The following is a 20,641-nucleotide window of genomic DNA, read 5'->3' on the forward strand; positions in this document are numbered from 1 at the left end:
CGCTGGGTTGCCTGTGATAGCGGTCTGTCAGTTACAGCTTTGCGGTCTGACCCACCGCTCGGCACCTCGCTCACGCTTCGGTGTGCCCTCACGCAGGCTTTGGACCGTGGGCCGCCGCCATGGGCCATCCTTGGCCCATCGCGGCTAAACCGAGGTGCTTGCATCGCAGGCAAGCCCGCTCCCACAGTTGGATCTCGGTACATCAGACGGAGAGTGTGCTGCCGTGCTTTTGCTGTGCTTTTGCCCTGCTTTTGCTTCTACCACTCAGGTCGGCTACTAGGCCGCCGTGCTCTTGCTTTTGATCTTGATCTTGATCTGAGGCGCCCCGTTAACCACGATGGCCGAACGCAGGCTTGAATCCGTGGGCAACCCGGCAGGACGCCGGGTTAGCCGCGATGGGCCAAGGATGGCCCATGGCGGCGGCCCACGGATTCAAGCCGGAGAGAGGGCATGCCGAGCCTAGGCGAGGCAACGAGTGGTGGGGCAAGAGCCCTTTTGGTTACTTTTGGCTGGGCCGGCATTCCGGGCTCTTTTCCAAAAGTGACCCGCCGTAAGGGCGGAACCAATAGCCACCGTTACCGCAGCAACGGATATGTACGCATATCTACCTAAAAACCCCGTCAAAAGCTAAGCGCAACACAAAAAGTTGCGCAGATACCCATGGCTATCGCAGGCAAGCCAGCGCCCACATTCTTAATGGAGGCTAGGCTCTAGTTCATCCAGTTGCCGCCATCAACGTTGTAGGTCTGGGCAACCACGTAGTCGGCGTCTTTCGACGCAAGAAAGATAGCCATCCCAGTCAAATCCTCCGCCGTGCCCATGCGCCCAAACGGCACCTGCGCCCCAACCCGCTTCTTCTTCTCGCCCGGCGGCAACCCCTCATGCTTGGCAAACAGCGAGTCCACGCCATCCCAGTGCTCGCCGTCCACCACGCCGGGGGCGATGGCATTGACGTTGATGCCCTGCTTGATCAGGTTCAACCCCGCCGACTGCGTGAGGCTGATCACCGCCGCCTTGGTCGCGCAATAGATCGCCACCAACGGCTCGCCCCGCCGCCCGGCCTGGCTGGCCATGTTGATGATCTTGCCACCGTGGCCCTGGCTGATCATCTGCCGGGCGGCAGCCTGCAGGGTAAACAGCGTGCCGGCGACGTTGATCGAGAACAGCCGGTCAAAGCTGTCGCGGGTGATGTCGACGATGGGCGCCAAGTCGAACAGTGCGGCGTTGTTGATCAGGATATCGAGCTTGCCAGCATGGGCCACCACGGCGGCAATCGCGGCGTCGATGGAACCTTGGTCAGTGACGTCCATTGCTACCGCATAAGCCTGTGGGCCCAGCTCAGCCGCCGTGGCCTGGGCGCGTTGCAAGTTGATATCGGCGATGGCAACGGTTGCGCCTTCAGCGATGTAGGCCTGGGCAAAGGCGCGGCCGATGCCGCGCGCCGATCCGGTGATCAGCGCGCTCTTACCTTCGAGTCGTTTCATGGTGGTGTCCTGTAAAAATCACTTCGGGTAGCCGGCGCGTTTCATTTCGCGCTCGGTAGTGGACTGTGCTTGGAGCAGCGCCTGATCCACCGTCATGCCACCGGTGAGCGCCGCCGAGAACAGCTTGCCGACGGAGGTGCCGATGGCCTGGAATTCCGGGATGGTCACGTACTGGATGCCGACGTACGGCACTGGCTTGGCCGACGGGTGCGCAGGGTCGGCGTGCTTCATCATCTCCAGTGTCACCTGGGCAAACGGCGCGGCTTTCAAGTAAGCCTCGTTGTAGGTGGACTGGCGGGTGCCTGGCGGTACGTTGGTGATGCCTTCTTTGTCGGCGACCAACTGGATGTAGTCCTTGGAAGTGGCCCAGGCGATGAACGCCTTGGCGGCGTCTTTGTGCTTGGAGGTGGCGGGAATCGCCAGGGACCAGGCGTAGAGCCACGAAGAGCCTTTGTCGGTGACTTCGGTCGGGGCGGCGGCAAAGCCTACGTCGTCGGCGACTTTGCTTTGGCTCTTGTCGGTGGTGAAGGAGCCGGCAACGCTGGCATCCACCCAGATCGCGCATTTGCCACTGTTGAACAGCGCCAGGGTCTCGTTGAACCCATTACTGGAAACGCCCGGTGGGCCGTAGTTTTTCAAGGTATTGACGTAATAGTTGGCCGCCGCCGTCCACTCGGGGCTGGTCAATTCAGGCTTCCACTGTTCGTCGAACCAGCGCGCGCCGAAGGCGTTGGCCATGGTGCTCAACAAGGCGATGTTCTCGCCCCAGCCGGCCTTGCCGCGCAGGCACATGCCGTATTGGCCCTTGTCCTTTGCCGTGAGCTTGGCGGCGAACTCGCCGAGCTGGGTCCAGGTCGGGTGCGCCGGCATGCTCAGCCCGGCTTGTTTGAACAAGTCGGTGCGGTAGTAGGTGACCGTGCTTTCGCCGTAGAACGGCAAGGCATACAGGGTGTTATTGACCGACAGGCCCTGGCGCACCGACGGGAAGATATCGTCGGCGTCGTAGTCGGCCGGCAGTTGCGTCAGCGGCTCCAACCAGTGCTTGGCGCCCCACAAGGGGGTTTCGTAGGTGCCGATGGTCAGCACATCGAACTGCCCGCCCTGGGTGGCGATGTCGGTGGTGAGGCGCTGGCGCAGCACGTTTTCTTCGAGCACCACCCAGTTGAGCTTGATGTCCGGGTGTTGCTGTTCGAATACTTTGGACAGGCGCTGCATGCGGATCATGTCGCTGTTATTGACCGTGGCGATGGTCACGGTGTCGGCGGCGTAGCTGGGCATGGCCACGGCCAGACCAGACAGCAAGAACACTGCGTGTGGGAGCTTGAACATGGCGGTTTCCACCTGTTGTTTTTGTTGTTGAGCGCCGATTACAGCAGCTTGGCCAAGCCCTCACAAACGCATGACGAATGCACGGCTGATACTTTTTTAACCGAAGGCCACGGATCAAAAAAGTACCAGTGCCGGGCGAAACCAGGCGTAGCGCACCGGTGGCCAACCCGCGTATTTTGAGCACATTCCACAAATAAAAGAGGCATTACCATGCCCATCAGCCGCGCCAAACTGTTCGAACACCGCCCTGCCGAACTCGAAGTCATCCTGCCCGAGCCGGACCACTGTTTCCGCTGGTTCGAACATGACTACCCGTACGACCTGGCGCGCTGGAACCACCACCCCGAGTTCGAAATCCACCTGATCCGCCAAGGCAGCGGCAAGCTGGTGGCGGGTGACTACATCGGCGCGTTCAGTGCAGGGCACGTCGCGCTGATCGGCCCGGACCTGCCCCACGACTGGATCGGCGACCTGGCCCCCGGCGAATACCTGACCGGGCGCGACGTAGTGCTGCAATTCGACGGCGCCGCCCTCCTCGCCCTGCGCAAAACCCTGCCGGAACTCGGCGACTTGCAGCCGCTGTTCGAACACGCCCGTCGCGGCTTGGCATTCAGCGGCGACACCGCCGTGCAGGCCGCGCGCCTGATGGAAGGCATCGGCAAGGCCCACGGTCTGCAACGGCTGATCCTGTTCCTGCAACTGCTCGACACGCTAAAAAGCGCCCCCGCACCGCACGTGCAGGCACTGGCCAGCCCCTGCTACGCCCCGACACTGGACGCGCGCAGCGCCGAGCGCATCAACAAAGCCTTTGATTACCTGATGCGCGAGCTGACCGGCGACTTACGCTTGTCGGTCATCGCGCAACAGCTGGAGATGAGTGAACCGGGCTTCTCACGCTTCTTCAAGCGCAACACCGGTCACGGTTTTATCGACCTGATGCGCAAGTTTCGCGTGCAGCGCGCCTGCCGGTTGTTGCTGCAAAGCGACATGTCGGTGGCAGATATCTGCTTTGAAGTGGGCTACGCCAACCTGTCCAACTTCAACCGGCATTTTCGCATCGAGATGAACCAGACGCCGAGCGAGTATCGGCGCGAAACGGCGATGCATTTGTTTAATCGCATCGCTGAGCAGCCATCGCCCTATACCGTCGGCCATTGAGCCAACGCGCGTTGCGCCAGGCGGGCGACTTCAAGGCCAATGGCTGCGCGCTGGCGTTCTCCCTCTTCAAGGAACCACGCTGCGCACAGACCTGCATGGGCCAACACCCATTGCAGCAGGCGCGGGCGCGCGAGGTTGGCAGCCTGGGCAATCACCTCGACCTGCCGGTTGAAACGCAGCGGGTCGCAGCAGGTGGGCAAATCCGGGTTGCAGATCAGGTTGGCATAGTCGTAGCCGCGTTCGCCGATAACGCGCTTTGGATCAATCGCCAGCCAGCGGCGAGCACCGAAGTCGAGAATATTGTTGTGATGGATATCACCGTGCAGCACCACGATATCCTGTGGCGCCGCCAGCAGTGACCGCGCCATCGCCGCGCAGTCGCGCAACAGCCCGCCGTTGTCATCAGCGGCCTTCCACAAGGACTGGAACCAAGTTTCCAGGGGCACTAAACCTTGCGGCGGCGATGGGCGTGGCGCATGCAGCCGGGCAACTGTTGCGCAGGCAATTCGGCTGGCCTGGTCATCCTGCCCATTGAGGGCCATGCGCATCAGGGAACCTGGACCGATGGCCCGCTCCATCAACAACGCCGTGTCGTCATGGGCATACACCTGCGCGGCACCCTCGCCCGCCCACCAGCTCATCAGCCGGCCACCGAGCTGCTCTTCAGCGGTGTGCGCCATTTTCAACATCGCCGGCCGGCCTTGCCAACGCACAGGCAACAAATGGCTGCCGGGCGTCACCACAGGATCGCCATCAACGGTCAGGTTCCAGGAGTGCAGGTAGCGTTCGAACATTCTCGTAACTCCTCGGTTATGCCTACAAAAATGACACCCAGTCATTTTTGATCAAAAGGTCGACTAATTGCGCCTTTTTCCATGCCATTCAAGCCATTGAGCAAAGTTGGTACAGCCTGTGCAAACGTTTGCGGAACGAACTTGGTAGGCAAGTTCTCCGTTACCCGAGGAATCGGGTGAAACCGCGTATGAATAGGGATTTTCCATGCACTCCACCTTAAGGCATCCTGCTTCCTTTGGTGTTTCCTTGCTACTGGCCGCCGTTACGGGAGTACTCAGCGCACCCATTTTGGCGCAGGAAAAACCTGCCGATGACTCAGCACAGGGCGAAACCCTCGCCCCCGAAGCCAGCCCAACGAAAAAAGGCGCGTACCTGTCGGAATGGTTCAACCAGGACCTGACGCTGATCGGCAGCAAAGACATCAGCTTCGGCCCTAAACCGCAGGATGACGTTTACCTGGAATACGAATACTTCGGCCGTAAAGGCCCGTTCGAGTTGTACGGCTATATCGACGTGCCGAAGATTCTCGGCATCGGTAACAGCAATGACAAAGGCGCGTGGGACCATGGCTCGCCGGTGTTCATGGAGCACGAGCCGCGTATCTCCATCGACTACCTGGCCGGTCGCAGCCTGGCCATCGGGCCGTTCAAGGAATGGTACGTGGCGTTTGACTGGATCTACGACCACGGCAGCAACAAGTCGAACCGCGCCAACACCCTGTACAGCGGCCTAGGCACCGACATCGACACCCACTCGCGGGTCAACCTGTCGGCCAACTTCTATGGGCGCTACCAGTGGGAAAACTATGGCGCGAGCAATGAATACCAGTGGGACGGCTATCGCGCACAAATGAAGTACATCGTGCCCATCGGCAAGTTCGACAACGGTGCGTCGCTGACCTACATCGGCTTCACCAACTACGATTTCGGCTCGGACCTGCACAAGGACAACCCGGCACGCACCGCCAATTCGGTGGTGGCCACCAACGTGCTGCTGTACTCGTTCACCCACCTGCGCTTCACCCTGGTCGGTCGTTACTTTCATAACGGCGGCAACTGGGAAGATGGCAGCGAGCTCAATTTTGGCGAAGGCAACTTCCGCGCCCGCTCGGATGGCTGGGGCTATTACGCCGGTGTCGGCTACCAATTCTGATCAAGGAGTCTTAGATGAACCTGTTTACTCGTCTCTCGCTGGCCGCAGGCCTGGCCCTGCTGCCCCACGTGGTGTTGGCGGACACCGCACCGATCAAGCCCAAAGTGATGCTGATCACCATGTTCGCCCCCGAGGCGCAAACCTGGATCGATCGCCTGGAACTCAAGCAGGAGGTACGCGTGCCCGGCCTCTCCGCCGAATACCCAGTGATACGCTGCAACACCCAGGACGTGTGCCTGCTGGTCACCGGTATGGGCCAGACCAACGCCGCCGCCTCCACGCTGGCCTTGGCGTTGTCGCCCAAGTTTGATTTGCGCCAGAGCTACTTTTTGATCGCCGGGATCGCTGGCATCAGCCCAAAACACGGCACCGTCGGCACCACCGCCTGGGCGCATTACCTGGTGGAATTCGGCACCCAGTGGGAAATCGATTCGCGCGATGCGCCTAAAGATTGGCCGACCGGTTACATCGGCATCAACACCAAAGGCCCCAACGAAAAACCGCCGCTGGACTACAAGACCGAAGTATTCGAGCTCAACCCCAAGCTGCAAGCCAAGGCGTTTGCCCTGTCGCACAAGGTTGAGCTGAGCGAAAGCAAGGCATCCAGCGCCTGGCGCAAACACTACCCGGCCGCCCCGGCCAACCAGCCACCGCAAGTCACCCGCTGCGACACCCTGGCGGGCAACACCTGGTTCTCCGGCACGCGCCTGAGCGAACGCGCCGAAGTCTGGACCAAGCTACTCACCGACAACAAAGGCGAGTACTGCACCACCCAGCAGGAAGATAACTCCACCTATGAAGCCCTGCTGCGCGCCAGCCGCGAAGGCCTGGTGGATATCCAGCGCCTGGCGGTGGTGCGCGCAGGTTCGGACTTCGACCGGCCGTACCCCGGCTACAGCGAAGTGGATAATTTGCTGAAATACGCCGATCAGGGCGGGTTTGTGCCGGCGTTGGAGAACCTGTATCGCACCGGTAATCCTTTGGTTCAAGCGATTCTGAAGAACTGGTCCGCCTGGGAAAAAGGCGTTCCCGAAGCCTGATAAAAATCAAACTGTGGGAGCGGGCTTGCTCGCGAATGCGGTATTTCAGTCAACCTTTCTGTGACTGACCCACCGCTTTCGCGAGCAAGCCCGCTCCCACACTTTTGACCGTGTTAAAAATCCTTATGCCGCCGGATGGGCCACGTTCAGTGCCTTATCCACCAACAGTTGCACCCCTTCCAGCATCCGGCAGATGCCCAGCGCGACATTACGTTGCGACCCCTCGATTTCAAACGCCATATGGTTGGCAATCTCGCTGATGGACGCCAAATCCTGGGACGCATTTACCAGCAAGGTTTCCGTGCCCAGATCGGCGCGCACGGTGAAGAGCCCGTCGGTGGGTTCGGGGATTGGTTTTCCGGGGTTGAGGTAGTGGTTGATCGCGCGATAGGCCACTTCGTGCAGGGTGCTGGTATCGAAGTCTGGTTGGCCGGGGGGATTTGGGCTGTCTTTGATCATGGTGGAACTCCGTCGACAAGTGGAGCTGCCAACGCCCGCGGTCAAGCGAGTTAAGGTGGCAGCTGTACGCGGGTTGACCGACCGGTTGTCAACGAACCCGGCATACCCGAAGGTATCCCGCGCACAACTGCCGCGACACAATACCTCAGGCATAAAAAAAACGCCTGAAGTTGGTACAGGGCGTAGCGATTCGTTAACAAGGTCGGACGGTCAAATCCGGTCGCTGAATTGGCAGCGACGGCAGTGAGGTTAGTCAGCCGCCTTCCGAGCGACAACCTGAAACCCTTGTAGGAAACCTCTGATCGAGAACGCCTCCTGAAACCCCGTGAAGATCAAACTGTGGGAGCGGGCTTGCTCGCGAAAGCGGTGGGTCAGCCATAGCAATGTTGACTGGAACACCGCATTCGCGAGCAAGCCCGCTCCCACAGTTTTTGACTGTGTTAAGGCTCGCGATCGTTAACTCGTGGGATGGGCCACGTTCAGTGCCTTATCCACCAACAGTTGCACCCCTTCCAGCATCCGGCAGATGCCCAGCGCGACATTACGTTGCGACCCCTCGATTTCAAACGCCATATGATTGGCAATCTCGCTGATGGACGCCAAATCCTGGGACGCATTGACCAGCAAGGTTTCCGTGCCCAGATCGGCGCGCACGGTGAAGAGCCCGTCGGTGGGTTCGGGGATTGGTTTTCCGGGGTTGAGGTAGTGGTTGATCGCGCGGTAGGCCACTTCGTGCAGGGTGCTGGTATCGAAGTCTGGTTGGCCGGGGGGATTTGGGCTGTCTTTGATCATGGTGAGGGTCCTAAGATTTGGTGAAGCTGCCAACATTCGCGGTCAAGCGAAGAGGGAGGCAGCTGTACGCGGGTTGACCGACCGGCAATCAAAGGAAATCCGGCATACCCGAAGGTATCCCGCGTACAGCCACCGCAACACGATACCTCAGGCGTAAAAAAAACACCTGAAATAGGTTTTTGCCGTAGCAGTACTTCAATTAATCGGACGGTCAAATCCGGTCGCTGAACGGTCAGCGACGGCAGTGAGGTTAGTCAGCCGCCTTCCGAGCGACAACCTGAAACCCTTGTAGGAAACCTCTGATCGAGAACGCCTCCTGAAACCCAGTGAAAATCAAACTGTGGGAGCGGGCTTGCTCGCGAAAGCGGTGGGTCAGCCATAGCAATGTTGACTGGAACACCGCATTCGCGAGCAAGCCCGCTCCCACATTTTTTAGTGACTTAAGGCAGGAAGATGATCTTGTCTGCACTGCCTTTGTTCACTTCCTCATAACACTGCACGCCATCCGCCAACGCCACTTCGCGCAGCCCCGTTGGCAGCGGCAACGAACCCTCGTCAAAGAAGCGCCCGAACTGCTCCAGCATCACCGCGCACTGCTCGCCGTTGTAGAGCAACGAGTTGATCCCCACCACTGAACCGCCTTTGCGATACAACGCCAGGGCTGGCAGTTGCACATGCCCATCCACCGGCGCGGCGATGATTGCGATGCGGCCGAACGGGGCCAAACCGGCGACAGCCGCTGGCAGCCAGAAACCGGTGGTGTCGAAAATCACATCCGCGCCGCCCTTGAATACGCCATTCACCTGCGCACCCAATTCTTCTGGCTGGCCCAAGGCAATCGCGTCAAACCCTTGAGCCTGCAGCCCTTCAACCTGATCGGCCTTGCGCACCGCTGCCAGCACCTGTGCACCGCGGATCTTCGCCAACGCTAACGCCGCGCTGCCCACGGCGCCATTCGCACCGATCACCAGCAACCGCCTGCCTTTAGCGACACCGCTGCGCTCCAGGGCGTCCCAAGCGGTGGTGTAGGGCACGCCAAGACTGGCAGCCTGAGCAAAACTCAGGTGGGTGGGCTTATGCGCCACGCCTTTGGCCGACACGGTGAGGTATTGCGCATGGGAGCCGTCGGCGAAAAAACCCAGGTCACGACCGGTGCCCCAAACCGCTTGGCCTACCAGGTCTTGCGGCCCCTCTACCACGACCCCGGCGAAGTCCCGCCCGGGAATTCGCGGCAATGTGGTGTAGGGAAAACGTCCGAGCACATTTTTTACGTCGCTGGGGTTCAGACCGGCGGCCTTGATCTGGACCAATACTTCACCGGCGGCGGGCACCGGGGTCGCGACATCAACAAAACTCAAGGCGCCGAGATCGCCGGTGGCGGAAAATTGCAGTGCGTTCATGGCCAATATCCATCGAAGGGAAAAAGGAAATCAGGACAACCAACCGCCGACCAACTGGCGGCCCATGGGCCACAGTTGCTCGCCGAACAACATGCCCATCAGGCCCACCAGGGCAATGGCGGGCGGCGCGGGCGAGCGCAAGTCCAAGGCACCGTAGATCACGCCGACAAACAGGCCGATGGCGAGGGAAATCAGGTAGTTCATGGGGGCGGCGCCTTGTAGGTTGATGCGCTCAGTGTAGTGAGCGCACTCCTGAAGCATCGGCCAAGTGCTTCAGGATTTCGGCCAACCCCTCAACCGAGGTAGTTGGACGGTGCCACGCCAAGTTCGCGACGGAACATGTCGCTGAAGCTGCTCGGCGAATAGCCCAAAGACCGCGCAATGCCGCTGACCGACTGGCCCTGGATCAGCTCCGCCACCGCCGTGGCCAGTTGCACCTGACGGCGCCATTCGGCAAAGCCCATGCCCAGGTTGCTCTGGAACAGCCGCGCCAAGGTGCGCACGCTGGCACCGGCGGCCTCGGCGTGTTGCTCGAACGGGATTTCCAGCGACGGCGCCGCCATCACCGACTGGCATGCGTTGATCAACCGACGGTCGGCGTCGACCGGCATGGCGATGCGGATCTGCGAACGGCGCGCCCGGTGCAATTCCAACAGCGCCAGGCCGACCACGGCGTCGTAGTAAGCCGTGTCGCCGTTATCGCCCTGATCGACCAGGGTAACGATCAGCTCGCGCAACAGGCCACCCACTTCAATCACCTGCACCTGGCTGTCCAACGTCGCCGCCAAGGCCGGGCGCAGGTAGATATTGCGCATTTGCAAGTCGCAGACCACGCGAATGCCGTGCTCCACGCCCGGTGGCAGCCACACCGCGCGTTGCGGCGGTACAACCAAGGCTTCGCGAGGTGTTTCGACCCACATCACGCCGCTCATGGCGTAGAGCAATTGGCCCCAGTCGTGGCTATGCGGTTCAACATACAACCCACGCGGGTAGGTGCGCGCCAGGGGTTGCACAGGCACGGCGTGATCACTGAGGTCGGGGGGCGCGGCCAGGGCCATGAGCAGCACATCAATCAAGGGTGAGCGGCCATGGTAATGACCGCCACCCGATAATCCGAGAGGATTTTTAGCCTTTGGCGGACTTGGCGCACTCACAGCCCGTTGGTGCCGCACACGGCTCACCATGAGCGTGGTGCTCGGCACAGCCCTGGCAGCAATAGCCTTCACCGTCCTTCATTACCGCATCGGCGCCCAGTACACATTTGCAGTGTGGGCAGGCACAGGTTTTATCTGGCATGGTCAGACTCCTTTTCATGGTCGTCCAGGTGTTGCGAACGCAACACCTTAAGCAATGACTCCCGCCAAGGCGCCAAGGTTCAGCGCCGTTAATCGGCCTGGCGGGTATTGCTGCGATACATGAACACCAGCGCCAGTGCCAGGCAGAGCATCGCCACGATACGGCTACCCGACAGTTCGATGGCCGGATTACCGAGCCAGCCGAAGTTGTCGATCAGCATGCCCATGCCCAACTGCCCGACGATCACCGCCACGGTCGCCACCGCCGTACCGACGATGGGCACCGCGCCGACCATCACCATCATGTACACCACACCGAACAGCGCGCCGGTCAGTTGCCATTTGGGCACGTCCAGCAGGCTCACGGCCTGAGCCGGCTCGAAGAAAAAAATCAACAACGCGGTAGTGATCGCGCCCACCGCAAAGGTCAGCAAGCTACTGCGCAACACGCCTACCGCCTGGCCCAAGCGGCCGTTGATGGCGGCCTGCACACTCAGCACCGCACCGGCGGCAACCACCAGCACCAATAACAGAATCAGATTCATCGCCTTACCCTCGTGCAATCAGAACAAGTGCCGCCACAATCAACACCAAGGCGATCCAGCGCTCGCCATTGACCCGCTTGCGTGCCGTGCCGAACCAACCGAAATGGTCGATCAACACGCTCTTGCCGACCTGGCCCGACAGAATCGCGATCATGGTCATGGCAATGCCGATGTGGGGCGTGGCCAAGGTCAGCACCACCACGTACATCGGCCCCAGGAACCCGCCGATCAGTTGCCAGCGCGGCAGGTCGGTCAGTGCCGGGCCCTTTTGCGGGCCGCTGAACAGCAGCAGCAAAAACAGGATCGCCGTGCCCACGCCAAAGATGCTCAAGGTCGCCCACAAATGCCCCACCTGCACACCCAGCGGCCCGAGCAAACCGGCCTCCATCGACAGGCCCATGCCCGCCAGAATCACCAGCGGCAACAACAGTAGCCGTAGAAGGTTTTTTTTCGGCGTGGCCTGCGCCACGCCTTCGATTGAACTTGCCTGCATACATCACCTGCGCTTCAAGAACTGAACATGGCGCGCATTATCCGGTGGCCGTGCTGTGCGATAAATGGGAGCATGCGGATAACACCTTTGCGCATTACGCACAGCTTGGAGGCCATGATGCAGGGTTTGAATGAATTGAGTTTCAAGGCATTGCGCCTGTTTGTCGCCGTGCTGGATCACGGCAGTTTTTCCGAAGTCGCACGCCGCGAAAGCCTGGCGCCCTCCTCCATTTCTCGGCAGATCCAGCTGATGGAGCAGGCACTCGGCCAACAGTTGCTGTACCGCCACACCCGCGCCGTCAGCCCCACTGAGGCCGGGCGCCTGCTCGGGCATCACGCACGCTTGATGCTGGAGCAACTGGAAACAGCCGGCCAGGCGTTGCAGGAACAGGAAAGCGAACCCAGCGGCCTGGTGCGCATCAATGCGCCGATGGTGTTCGGCCAGCGCCACCTTTCACCGTGGCTGGGCGAGTTGTGTCGGCGCTACCCCAAGTTGCAACTGGATATCCAGCAAACCGACACCTACGTCGACCCGCTGCAAGACGGCACCGACCTGCTGTTTCGCATCGGCGTGCTCAACGATTCGGGCATGCAGGCACGCATCTTCGCGCCCCAGCGCTTTCGCCTCGCCGCCAGCCCCGCCTACCTGGCCCGCCATGGCACACCGCGCCACCCCGATGAACTGGCCAACCACCAGTGCCTGGCCTACAAAGGCATCACCGGCCAGCAACGCTGGTTCTTCCGCCGCGACCAGGGCGACTGGACGTCCTACAGCGTCAAAGGCCCGATCACCGGCAACCATGCCGACACCCTCACCCACGCCGCCGAGCAAGGCCTGGGGCTGGTGGTGTTTCCCTCCTGGCTGATCGGCGAAGGCTTGCGCGCAGGCACCTTGCAGGCGGTGCTGACCGAGTACGACGTAGCGACGACGCTGGAGCCGCAGCAGATTGCCGCGTTATGGCCGGGCAGCCGGCGCCTGTCGCTGAAGGTGCGCACGGTGATTGATTACTTTGTGGAGTGTTTTGGGACAGTGCCTTATTGGGACAGATGAGCGGTCTCGATCACTCTGAACAGCGGGCGTCAGGTAAAAAAGCTTACTGGGAAAAGTAGGCTTATTCTGATTTCCCAGGCCACCATTCCCGGGCACGGCGCCCTGCGCCAAACTCAGGCGACTTCCGCAAAGGAGAGACGCCATGAGCGCATCGTGCACTGCAATTACCGTTTCGTCAGGCCAGGCAAAGGCCAGGCAAAGGCCAGCGTTTCACAGCTGGCTCATCAGTCCAGTACCGGCCAAACCATTCTTATCACCAAGAACGGGTGGGCGCTTGCCCAGCGGGTGCGGGCCGGGAAACCTCACAGACGTCGAATCGGCCTTATGAGAGGGAAACTGCTGGTCCCGGACGACTTTAGCTCGCCACTACCGGACGACCCGCTGGATGCGTTTGAGGGCGCCTTTTGACCTGAACATCCGATCAGAACAACCACTGCCCAATCAACCACGCATTCGCCCCACTGATCACTGCAAACAGAAACCACGCCAAAATCCGCGTGGGCAGGCGGTTAACAAACGGCCCCATCAGTTGCTTGTCATCGGTCATGCGAATCAGCGGGTACAGCGCGAACGGCAACTGCAGGCTGAGGACCACCTGGCTGAGAATCAGCAACTTGCCGATAGCATCATCGCCCATCAGCCACACCCCGACAAAAGCCGGGATCAGTGCCAGGCCACGGGTGATCAGGCGTCGTTGCCAGCAAGGGATACGCAGGTTGAGATAACCCTCCATGATCACTTGCCCCGCGATAGTGCCGGTAAACGTCGAGCTTTGCCCGGAGGCCAGCAACGCGACGCCGAACAGGATACTGGCGAACGCCCCGCCCACCAGTGGGTCGAGCAGGTGGTAAGCATCCTGGATCTCGACCACGTCGGTGTGGCCGGTCTTGTAGAAAGCCGCAGCGGCCAGCACCAGGATTGCAGCGTTGACCAGCAAGGCCAGGGCCAAAGAGCCGAGGGTATCGATACGCGCCAGTTTGACCGCGTCCTGTTTGCTGGCGAGGTCCTTGCCGATCAGCCGGGTCTGCACAATCGAGGTGTGCAGGTAAAGGTTATGCGGCATTACCGTGGCGCCGAGTATGCCGATGGCCAGGTACAACGGCGCTGCGTCGCTGATGGCCGCCAACGACGGGGTGAAACCACTGAGCACATCCGGCCAGTAAGGTTTGATCAGCACCAGTTCGATAAAGAAGCACACGCCGATGGTTGCGACCAGCGCCAGCATGATCGCCTCCAGACGCCGGAAGCCGCGGTTTTGCAGGGCCAGGATCAATAGCGTGTCGAACGCGGTAATGACAATGCCGGTGGTCAGCGACACGCCCAGCAATAGGTGAAACGCCAGGGCGCAACCGAGCACTTCGGCAAGGTCGGTGGCGATGATCGAGATCTCGGCCAGCAGCCACTGCGTGCGCGCCGAGCGTTTGCTGTAGCGCTCGCGGCACAGTTGCGCCAAGTCTTTGCCGGTGGCGATGCCCAGCCGTGAGCACAGGCATTGCACCGCCATGCCTGCCAGGCTGGCCAGCAGTACCACGAACAACAGGCTGTAGCCGTAGCGTGAACCGGCCTCAATGGCTGTCGCCCAGTTGCCCGGGTCCATGTAGCCGATGGATATCAGCAGGCCGGGACCAGCGAACATCAGGGCTCGTTTGAAAAACGAAGCCTTGGGGTCGACGATAACGGAGCCGGCCACTTCCGGCGGGCAGAACGGGGCGGTAGCGATTTTCGGCAGGCTGAATTTCACGCGGTATCCCAGGCAAACACACAAGTCAGAACGCAGCTTATCAGTCCGACACGACCGTGCGCATCACCGTCTCCCGGGGCAGGTCAAACGTGTCCACGACCTGCACCACCAGGTCCAACTCCTGGTTCAGCGCCTCGCGCTCCATGCGCTGGCGAATCATGCCGATCATCAACACCGATAAGGTCGTAATCGAATAGGCCGGGCCCGAAAACGCCCGCACGCCGGTGACCAGCAGCATCGCCGCGGCCAGCGCCTGGCCCACCACTGGAATCGCCGTGGCGGCGCCGCGCCGCACGATAAACCCGGTCAACCCTGCCAACGCCGTGCCGCTCAAGGCGGTGGTGGCCGAGCGGCCAATGTCGATGCGGTTGAACAAACCCTGCTCTTTTTGCGCGGCGGCCTTGAGTTCGGCGTCGAAGGCCTGACGGTCGGCGCGACTGAGTTTGTCCTTGTATTGCTCGATCAATTTTTCTGCGACCTGGGCCTCGATCTCCGCCAGCGCCACGGTTTGCACCGGCTCATCGAACTTGATGCCCAGCCGCTGCGCCACGTCTTCGGCGATTTGGCGATAACTCACGCCGTGGCCACGGGCAAGGTTCATGATGCTGTCACCGCCCATGCGCTGCAGCTCGATGGCCAGTTTCAGCGGTTCGCGTACCGTGGCTTCAATCGAAGCACTGCGCTTTTGCGCCATCAACTCGGCCAGGAACTTCAGCTCCTCCGGTCGCGCCTGCACCAGCGCCGCAAACAGCTCCACGTCCTCTTCGGCAAAGCGTACTTCACTGCTACGCTGATCGGCGCGAATCATGCCGCGCCGTTCCTGCAACAGATCGGTGTACTGCACCACCGTTTTCAACTGCGGCCAGTAAGCCGCGTGGTCGAACGTGGCCAGGTGCACATTGGTGATCTTGGCCTTGAGTGCCGGGGTGACCTCAATCGCATAGCGGCCGATACACCGCTCGGTGTCCGGTTTCATCGCCAGCGCCCAGTCCTTGCTGGAATGGCAGTTGATCACCCGCCCCTTGAGCGGCGCCGACACTTCATCCCACGGGCTGGACGTACAGATCGCCCCGCCCATCAGCAACACGTTGTTCAACGGCAGTTCGCGCGCCACCTCGGGGCTGGCCAGCACACTCTTGACCAGGATGCGTGCGCCGAGGGAATGGCCGATCAGGTTGATGCGTTGCACCTTCAGCGACTCGGCGTGCAGGTAGCTGGCCAGCTCAGGCAATAACGTTTTCGCGACTTCATCGACCCGCGCCTCGACACTTTTGTAATGGTCAAGGAAATACGCAATCGCCTTGCCCACGCCCACCGTCGCCGCGCCCAGGCCGCCACCCCCGAGCATCGAGGTGATGACGTCTTTGAACGGCGCAAACAGGTTTTCCAGAAAGTGCCCCGCCGGCCAGAACAGCATCAGGTTGGTCGCGCCTTTGATGCTCGCCAACTGCTGCTTGAAATTGCCCAGTTGCTGGCGATTGAAGAAGGCCGAGTAACCGTGAACGTAGAGATTGAGCACATCCCCTTGGGGCTCGCCGCACAATACAAACGTGGGCTTGCGGGTGCGGTGCATTTCATCCCACTGGTGTTGCATGGGCCGGTGACTCCTGGTGACGATGGACGGCGATAGTAACAAAGCATGGCCTTGGTAAAGGTGAATCCTGACCGACGTGTGCAGTGTTCAGAACACTGATGCCGCCTTGGATTTGGCCAGGTAGCGCGCCGGCGAGTCCCCCAGGTTGCGGCGGAACACCGAGGTGAAGGCGCTGGAGCTGCTGAAACCCAGCTCAAACGCCACCTGGGTGATGGAGGCGCCGTGGCTGAGCCGGGCGGTGGCTTCGAGCAGGCAGACCTGCTGGCGCCAGGCTACGAACGTCATGCCGGTGCCGTCGTGGAAATGGCGAGTGAAGGTGCGGCGGCTCATGTTCGACCAATCGGCCATTTCGTCAAGGGAGACGGTTTGCGCAGGCGCGTCCATGAAGCGCTGGCAAGCCTGGGCCAGACGCGGTTCGGCGGGCAATGGCGCACTGAGGGGCAATTCGGGCATGGTGCTTATTTCATCGATCAACAGCGTCAATATGCAGTGCTGCCGGACAGCGGAGGCTGGCGAGGGTCCGATAGCCAGTGCCGCTTCCAGCAGATGCCTGAGCAGCGGCGACACGTCGAATACCTGGCAACGCCCCAGCAGCCCTGCCCGCTCGGCAGCTCTGTCGTCGAGGTAGGTATTGAGCATCACCACATCGCCACGCATGTGCATTTCATGGGGCACACCGCCCGGCACCCAGATCGCCCGCTGCGGCGGCACCACCCAATTGCCGAGATCGGTAAACATCCTCAAGGCGCCGGTTGAGGCATAGGCGAACTGCCCGCGTGGGTGCGTGTGCCGTGGAAATACGGTGCCGGACGCATAGTCGCGCAGCGTGACGACGGCTTCAGGGGCACTGGTTTCAAATATCGGGATCATGGCCCGATCTTGTCAAAATATGACCCGGTATAGCAAGCGGGCCATTTCCACGCACCCTAGCATTCACGCCTTTGATCAACCTTGTTCAAAGGAACACCCATGCATAAGAAACATCTGGCCCTCGCCCTGTTGGTCACGCTGGTCTGGGGCTTGAACTTCCCCATCACCAAGCTGGGCCTGCGCTCAATCGACCCCTTTGTGCTAACCGGCATGCGCTTTGCGCTCGCCGCCGTGCCATTGGTATTTTTTATCAAGCGCCCCGCCGTGAGGTTCGGCTATGTGGCCGGCTATGGCGTTATCTTCGGGTTGGGCATGTGGGGCGTCATCAACTATGGCATCCAGGTCGGCGTCAGCCCGGGGATCGCTTCGCTGATCATTCAACTCAGTGTGTTTTTTACCCTCGGCTGGGGCTGCCTGTTGTTCAAGGAACACATCCGCCGTGCGCAGTGGGTCGGCGCGTTACTCGCCTTGATGGGCCTGGCGGGCATCATCTGCACCCAGGACGGCGAGCATGCGGTATTCGGTGTGCTGTTGATCGTGCTCAGTGCGTTGGCGTGGAGCATCGGCAACGTCATCATCAAGGCGTCAGGGGTGAACGAAATTTTCTCGTTCATGGTGTGGGCCAGCCTGTTTCCACCGATTCCGTTGTGCCTGATGGCCTGGTGGATGCACGGCAGCACCGCATTCGAGAACGTACCCGCCAGCCTCGACCTCACCGCCGTGACGTCGATCCTGTTCCAGGTTTACCTGGCGACGCACTTTGCCTACTGGGGCTGGAACTCGCTGCTCAAGGCCTATCCCGTTTCGACCGTGGCGCCGCTGTCGCTGTTGATCCCGGTATTCGGGATCGGCAGTTCGATGCTGATACTGGGCGAGCGCATTTCCACACCCCACCTGATCTTCATCACGGTCATCATCAGCGGCTTGGCCGTGGGACTTTACCGCAAGCCGATTGTGCAGGCTGATAGATAGTCATGGCAAAAAACCGGGATTTTGTTCGCGCATTCGTTCCACTAGCATTCGCCAAGTCTTGTACTGAACCGAGGAAACACCATGAGCACCCCCGAGTTTTTTGTCACCCCAGGTTATGGCGATTACATGCGCGAACACTTGCACTACACCCAGGCGGTGAAAGTCGGTAATCGCGTGGAAACCTCAGGACAGGGGGGCTGGGACGATGACTTCCAAATCCCCGCCGACCTCGACGAAGAAATTGCCCAAGCCTTTCGTAACCTGGAGCGTACCCTGGCCACCGCCGGCGCGGGTTGGGAGCATGTGATTCACGTCAATTCCTACCACGTTGGCGGCTTCCCGCCGCAGGTCAACGAGGCGATGGTCAAGCACTACCGCCGCTACATGCCCGACCATGCGCCGATCTGGACGCAAGTCGGTGTCCAGGCCCTGGGTTTGCCGACCATGCGCGTAGAGATTCGCGTAACCGCGATTATTCCCTGACACCAAAGGTGCGGATGACCCACTCGGTAAACACCTTGAGCCGCGCGCTCTGATGGCGATTGGGTGGGTAAAGGATATGCAGCGGCGTGGCTGGGCGTGACCAATACGGCAACACGTGGACCAGTTGGCCGGTGTCAAGGTAGTGCTGCACGATGGAGGCGAAGTGCTGCCCTACGCCAAGGCCTGCGAGCAGCATTTCCTTGAGGCCATTGCCTTCATTGGTCGAGAAGGCACAGGCGTTGACTTCGATACGCTGCCCAGCCGTCTCGAAAATCAGCGGTTCCGGCTTGCCCGAGCCGGTAAAGAAATAGCCGACTTTGAGGTGGTTGTTCTGCAGGTCCTCCGGCGACTGCGGCACACCCCTGCGGTCCAAGTAACTGGGCGCTGCGCAAGTCAGGTATTCAAGGTCGGCCACCTTACGCCCGATCATCGCCATGTCGTCCAGTTTGCCGGCTCGAATCACACAATCAACGCCCTCCCCGACGATGTTGACCGCACGGTCGCTGATGCCTAAGGCGATGGTGATATCGGGATACTCGCGATGAAAATCCACCAGCGCCGGTATCAACAGGCAATTGGCAAACGAGGCCGGCGCATCCACCCGCAAATGCCCACCGGGCTTGAGGACTTGCCCGCGTGCGGCGCTGTCCACTTCATCCAGCTCAGCCACCAGCCGCCGCGCATGGCGGTAATACTCCAGCCCCTCAAGCGTTGGCGCCAAGGCGCGGGTGGTGCGGTGCATCAGCTGGATGCCCAGGTGCTTTTCAAGGTCGGTGATCAGCTTGCTGACCGTGGAACGCGGCAGCGCCAACTGGTCGGACGCACGGCTGAACGAACCGGTATCGACAACACGGACAAAGGCGCGCATAGCGAGGAGTTGGTTCATATGAGAGGCCCAATGCACCTTAGTAAGCGAAGTTATCGATCTTGACCTGGCCACCCGCAAATGTCGCGATGATTTCCAGTTCGCCGCCCATGGCACGGATGTCGTCGCGCAATGTGCTGATGTACATGTCTGAGCGGCGCTCCATCTTGGAAACCGCCGCCTGGTTGATATTCAATGCCTTGGCCAGGCGCTCCTGGCTCAATTGTTGAGCCTTGCGCAGTTCGTGCAGCGGCATTGCTTTAAGAGGTTGGCGGAACAGTTGCTCGGCCGCAGCACGCGCTTCGAGCGTCATGCGCGGTTGAAATTCAGCGCATTTTTTAGCCATGGTGACGGCCCTGAATTTAGTTTGCCGGAAACACGAATATTCCTTTAAAGGAATTATTTCAATAATCTTTTATTCCCTCATTTTCCAGATTGGAATGCCATCCGTGGCGAGCGAGCTTGCCCCCTCGCCACAAAGGGCGCGGCGCTTTCATATCCTTAAGTCGCAGCATTGCGGCCCAGTAACAAGCACTACCAGAATGGGATTTAAGCCAACATCCATTGACTGTCGCGGCAAAAATACACGTTTCAAAATGTGAAAAAGCGCTCTAATAGCGCCCTGTCGATTCGTTTTAAAGCGCCTGGAGTTCTCAATGCCCCATGAAGGCAACCTGTTACAAGCAGCCGTGGTGTTCCTGCTCGCCGCCGTGCTGACCGTGCCGTTGGCCAAGCGTCTGCAACTGGGCGCGGTGCTGGGTTATCTGTTCGCCGGTGTGATCATCGGCCCCTCGGTATTGGGCCTGATCGGCAACCCGCAAAGCGTCGCGCAATTTTCGGAATTGGGGGTGGTGTTGCTGTTGTTCATCATCGGCCTGGAGCTGTCGCCGAAGCGCTTATGGGTGATGCGCAAAGCGGTGTTCGGCGTCGGCCTGGCCCAGGTGTTGCTCACGGGTTTGGTGATGGGTGTCGTCGCGCTGTGGCTGTTTGGCCAAACGTGGAACAGCGCGATTGTGCTGGGCCTGGGCCTGGCGCTGTCCTCCACCGCGTTCGGCCTGCAAAGCCTGGCCGAGCGCAAGGAACTGAACCAGCCCCACGGGCGCCTGGCGTTTGCGATTCTGCTC

General features: G+C 60.5%; 22 protein-coding genes and 1 pseudogene. 7 read left to right on the forward strand and 16 right to left on the reverse strand.

The annotated features are described in order from the left end of the window. Window positions 1-710 precede the first annotated feature (710 nt). The gene (locus E0F99_RS22110; RefSeq protein WP_083358739.1) at window positions 711-1,484 is read right to left on the reverse strand and encodes an L-iditol 2-dehydrogenase; all 774 of its coding nucleotides are present in this window, start codon (window positions 1,482-1,484) and stop codon (window positions 711-713) included. A gap of 18 nt (window positions 1,485-1,502) precedes the next feature. Beyond that, window positions 1,503-2,762 carry an ABC transporter substrate-binding protein gene (locus E0F99_RS22115; RefSeq protein WP_408003445.1) on the reverse strand — a complete coding sequence of 420 codons (1,260 nt, stop codon included), beginning with the start codon at window positions 2,760-2,762 and terminating at the stop codon, window positions 1,503-1,505. 261 nt (window positions 2,763-3,023) lie between these two features. Between E0F99_RS22115 and E0F99_RS22120 the strand changes: the two genes are divergently transcribed. Next, window positions 3,024-3,971 carry an AraC family transcriptional regulator gene (locus tag E0F99_RS22120; protein WP_083358741.1) on the forward strand — a complete coding sequence of 316 codons (948 nt, stop codon included), beginning with the start codon at window positions 3,024-3,026 and terminating at the stop codon, window positions 3,969-3,971. Here the strand turns inward: E0F99_RS22120 and E0F99_RS22125 are convergent. Continuing rightward, on the reverse strand, window positions 3,953-4,765 hold the full coding sequence (locus E0F99_RS22125) for an aminoglycoside phosphotransferase family protein (RefSeq protein ID WP_083358742.1): 813 nt from the start codon (window positions 4,763-4,765) through the stop codon (window positions 3,953-3,955). The two genes, E0F99_RS22120 and E0F99_RS22125, sit on opposite strands and share 19 nt — an antisense overlap. 205 nt (window positions 4,766-4,970) lie before the next feature. Here E0F99_RS22125 and E0F99_RS22130 point away from each other — a divergent pair, with 205 nt between their 5' ends. Together E0F99_RS22130 and E0F99_RS22135 are read left to right on the forward strand one after the other, a co-directional pair. Next, a complete protein-coding gene (locus E0F99_RS22130) occupies window positions 4,971-5,918 on the forward strand; it encodes a nucleoside-specific channel-forming protein Tsx (protein WP_083358743.1) in 948 nt (315 codons plus the stop codon). A 14-nt stretch (window positions 5,919-5,932) separates the two neighbouring features. Next, window positions 5,933-6,958: a purine-nucleoside phosphorylase gene (locus tag E0F99_RS22135; protein ID WP_083358744.1), complete on the forward strand. Its 1,026-nt coding sequence runs from the start codon at window positions 5,933-5,935 to the stop codon at window positions 6,956-6,958. Between the two features lie 123 nt (window positions 6,959-7,081). Here E0F99_RS22135 and E0F99_RS22140 read toward each other — a convergent pair whose 3' ends face one another. The 8 genes and pseudogenes from E0F99_RS22140 to E0F99_RS22175 all read right to left on the reverse strand — a co-directional run bounded on the left by E0F99_RS22140 (window position 7,082) and on the right by E0F99_RS22175 (window position 11,942). Beyond that, a complete protein-coding gene (locus E0F99_RS22140) occupies window positions 7,082-7,417 on the reverse strand; it encodes a DUF6124 family protein (RefSeq protein ID WP_083358745.1) in 336 nt (111 codons plus the stop codon). A gap of 456 nt (window positions 7,418-7,873) precedes the next feature. Beyond that, entirely contained in the window at window positions 7,874-8,209 is a 336-nt protein-coding gene (locus E0F99_RS22145) for a DUF6124 family protein (RefSeq protein ID WP_083358746.1), read from the reverse strand. Between the two features lie 440 nt (window positions 8,210-8,649). After that, window positions 8,650-9,609, reverse strand: coding sequence for a quinone oxidoreductase family protein (locus E0F99_RS22150; protein ID WP_083358747.1), 960 nt, complete (start codon window positions 9,607-9,609; stop codon window positions 8,650-8,652). 30 nt (window positions 9,610-9,639) lie between these two features. Continuing rightward, entirely contained in the window at window positions 9,640-9,813 is a 174-nt protein-coding gene (locus tag E0F99_RS22155; RefSeq protein WP_083358748.1) for a DUF1427 family protein, read from the reverse strand. A gap of 69 nt (window positions 9,814-9,882) precedes the next feature. Next, window positions 9,883-10,667: pseudogene (locus E0F99_RS22160) on the reverse strand (AraC family transcriptional regulator). 67 nt (window positions 10,668-10,734) lie between these two features. Next, entirely contained in the window at window positions 10,735-10,905 is a 171-nt protein-coding gene (locus tag E0F99_RS22165; RefSeq protein ID WP_083358750.1) for a metallothionein, read from the reverse strand. An 88-nt stretch (window positions 10,906-10,993) separates the two neighbouring features. Continuing rightward, window positions 10,994-11,449, reverse strand: coding sequence for a DMT family transporter (locus E0F99_RS22170; RefSeq protein WP_083358751.1), 456 nt, complete (start codon window positions 11,447-11,449; stop codon window positions 10,994-10,996). Between the two features lie 4 nt (window positions 11,450-11,453). Continuing rightward, entirely contained in the window at window positions 11,454-11,942 is a 489-nt protein-coding gene (locus E0F99_RS22175; protein WP_083358752.1) for a DMT family transporter, read from the reverse strand. Window positions 11,943-12,059: 117 nt separating this feature from the next. Here E0F99_RS22175 and E0F99_RS22180 point away from each other — a divergent pair, with 117 nt between their 5' ends. Continuing rightward, window positions 12,060-12,992: a LysR family transcriptional regulator gene (locus E0F99_RS22180; protein ID WP_083358753.1), complete on the forward strand. Its 933-nt coding sequence runs from the start codon at window positions 12,060-12,062 to the stop codon at window positions 12,990-12,992. Between the two features lie 421 nt (window positions 12,993-13,413). On the opposite strand, the gene E0F99_RS22190 is transcribed toward E0F99_RS22180, so the two are convergent. The 3 genes from E0F99_RS22190 to E0F99_RS22200 form a co-directional block, all read right to left on the reverse strand. Beyond that, on the reverse strand, window positions 13,414-14,733 hold the full coding sequence (locus tag E0F99_RS22190) for an Nramp family divalent metal transporter (protein ID WP_083358755.1): 1,320 nt from the start codon (window positions 14,731-14,733) through the stop codon (window positions 13,414-13,416). 40 nt (window positions 14,734-14,773) lie between these two features. Further along, the gene (locus E0F99_RS22195) at window positions 14,774-16,327 is read right to left on the reverse strand and encodes a DUF726 domain-containing protein (RefSeq protein ID WP_083358756.1); all 1,554 of its coding nucleotides are present in this window, start codon (window positions 16,325-16,327) and stop codon (window positions 14,774-14,776) included. A gap of 87 nt (window positions 16,328-16,414) precedes the next feature. Further along, window positions 16,415-17,197 (reverse strand): AraC family transcriptional regulator, encoded by a 783-nt coding sequence (locus E0F99_RS22200; RefSeq protein WP_083358757.1) that lies wholly within the window; start codon window positions 17,195-17,197, stop codon window positions 16,415-16,417. A 99-nt stretch (window positions 17,198-17,296) separates the two neighbouring features. Between E0F99_RS22200 and E0F99_RS22205 the strand changes: the two genes are divergently transcribed. Continuing rightward, window positions 17,297-18,169: an EamA family transporter gene (locus E0F99_RS22205; protein ID WP_083358758.1), complete on the forward strand. Its 873-nt coding sequence runs from the start codon at window positions 17,297-17,299 to the stop codon at window positions 18,167-18,169. 81 nt (window positions 18,170-18,250) lie between these two features. Continuing rightward, a complete protein-coding gene (locus E0F99_RS22210) occupies window positions 18,251-18,652 on the forward strand; it encodes a RidA family protein (protein WP_083358759.1) in 402 nt (133 codons plus the stop codon). On the opposite strand, the gene E0F99_RS22215 is transcribed toward E0F99_RS22210, so the two are convergent. Both E0F99_RS22215 and E0F99_RS22220 read right to left on the reverse strand, forming a co-directional pair. Next, entirely contained in the window at window positions 18,642-19,538 is an 897-nt protein-coding gene (locus E0F99_RS22215) for a LysR family transcriptional regulator (protein WP_083358760.1), read from the reverse strand. The genes E0F99_RS22210 and E0F99_RS22215 overlap by 11 nt on opposite strands. A gap of 19 nt (window positions 19,539-19,557) precedes the next feature. Continuing rightward, on the reverse strand, window positions 19,558-19,863 hold the full coding sequence (locus tag E0F99_RS22220) for an XRE family transcriptional regulator (RefSeq protein WP_083358761.1): 306 nt from the start codon (window positions 19,861-19,863) through the stop codon (window positions 19,558-19,560). 310 nt (window positions 19,864-20,173) lie between these two features. Here E0F99_RS22220 and E0F99_RS22225 point away from each other — a divergent pair. After that, on the forward strand, window positions 20,174-20,641 hold a 468-nt coding region (locus tag E0F99_RS22225), incomplete at its 3' end, for a cation:proton antiporter domain-containing protein (protein ID WP_207303093.1).

This window comes from Pseudomonas antarctica (assembly GCF_900624995.1).
GTDB lineage: Bacteria > Pseudomonadota > Gammaproteobacteria > Pseudomonadales > Pseudomonadaceae > Aquipseudomonas > Aquipseudomonas antarctica.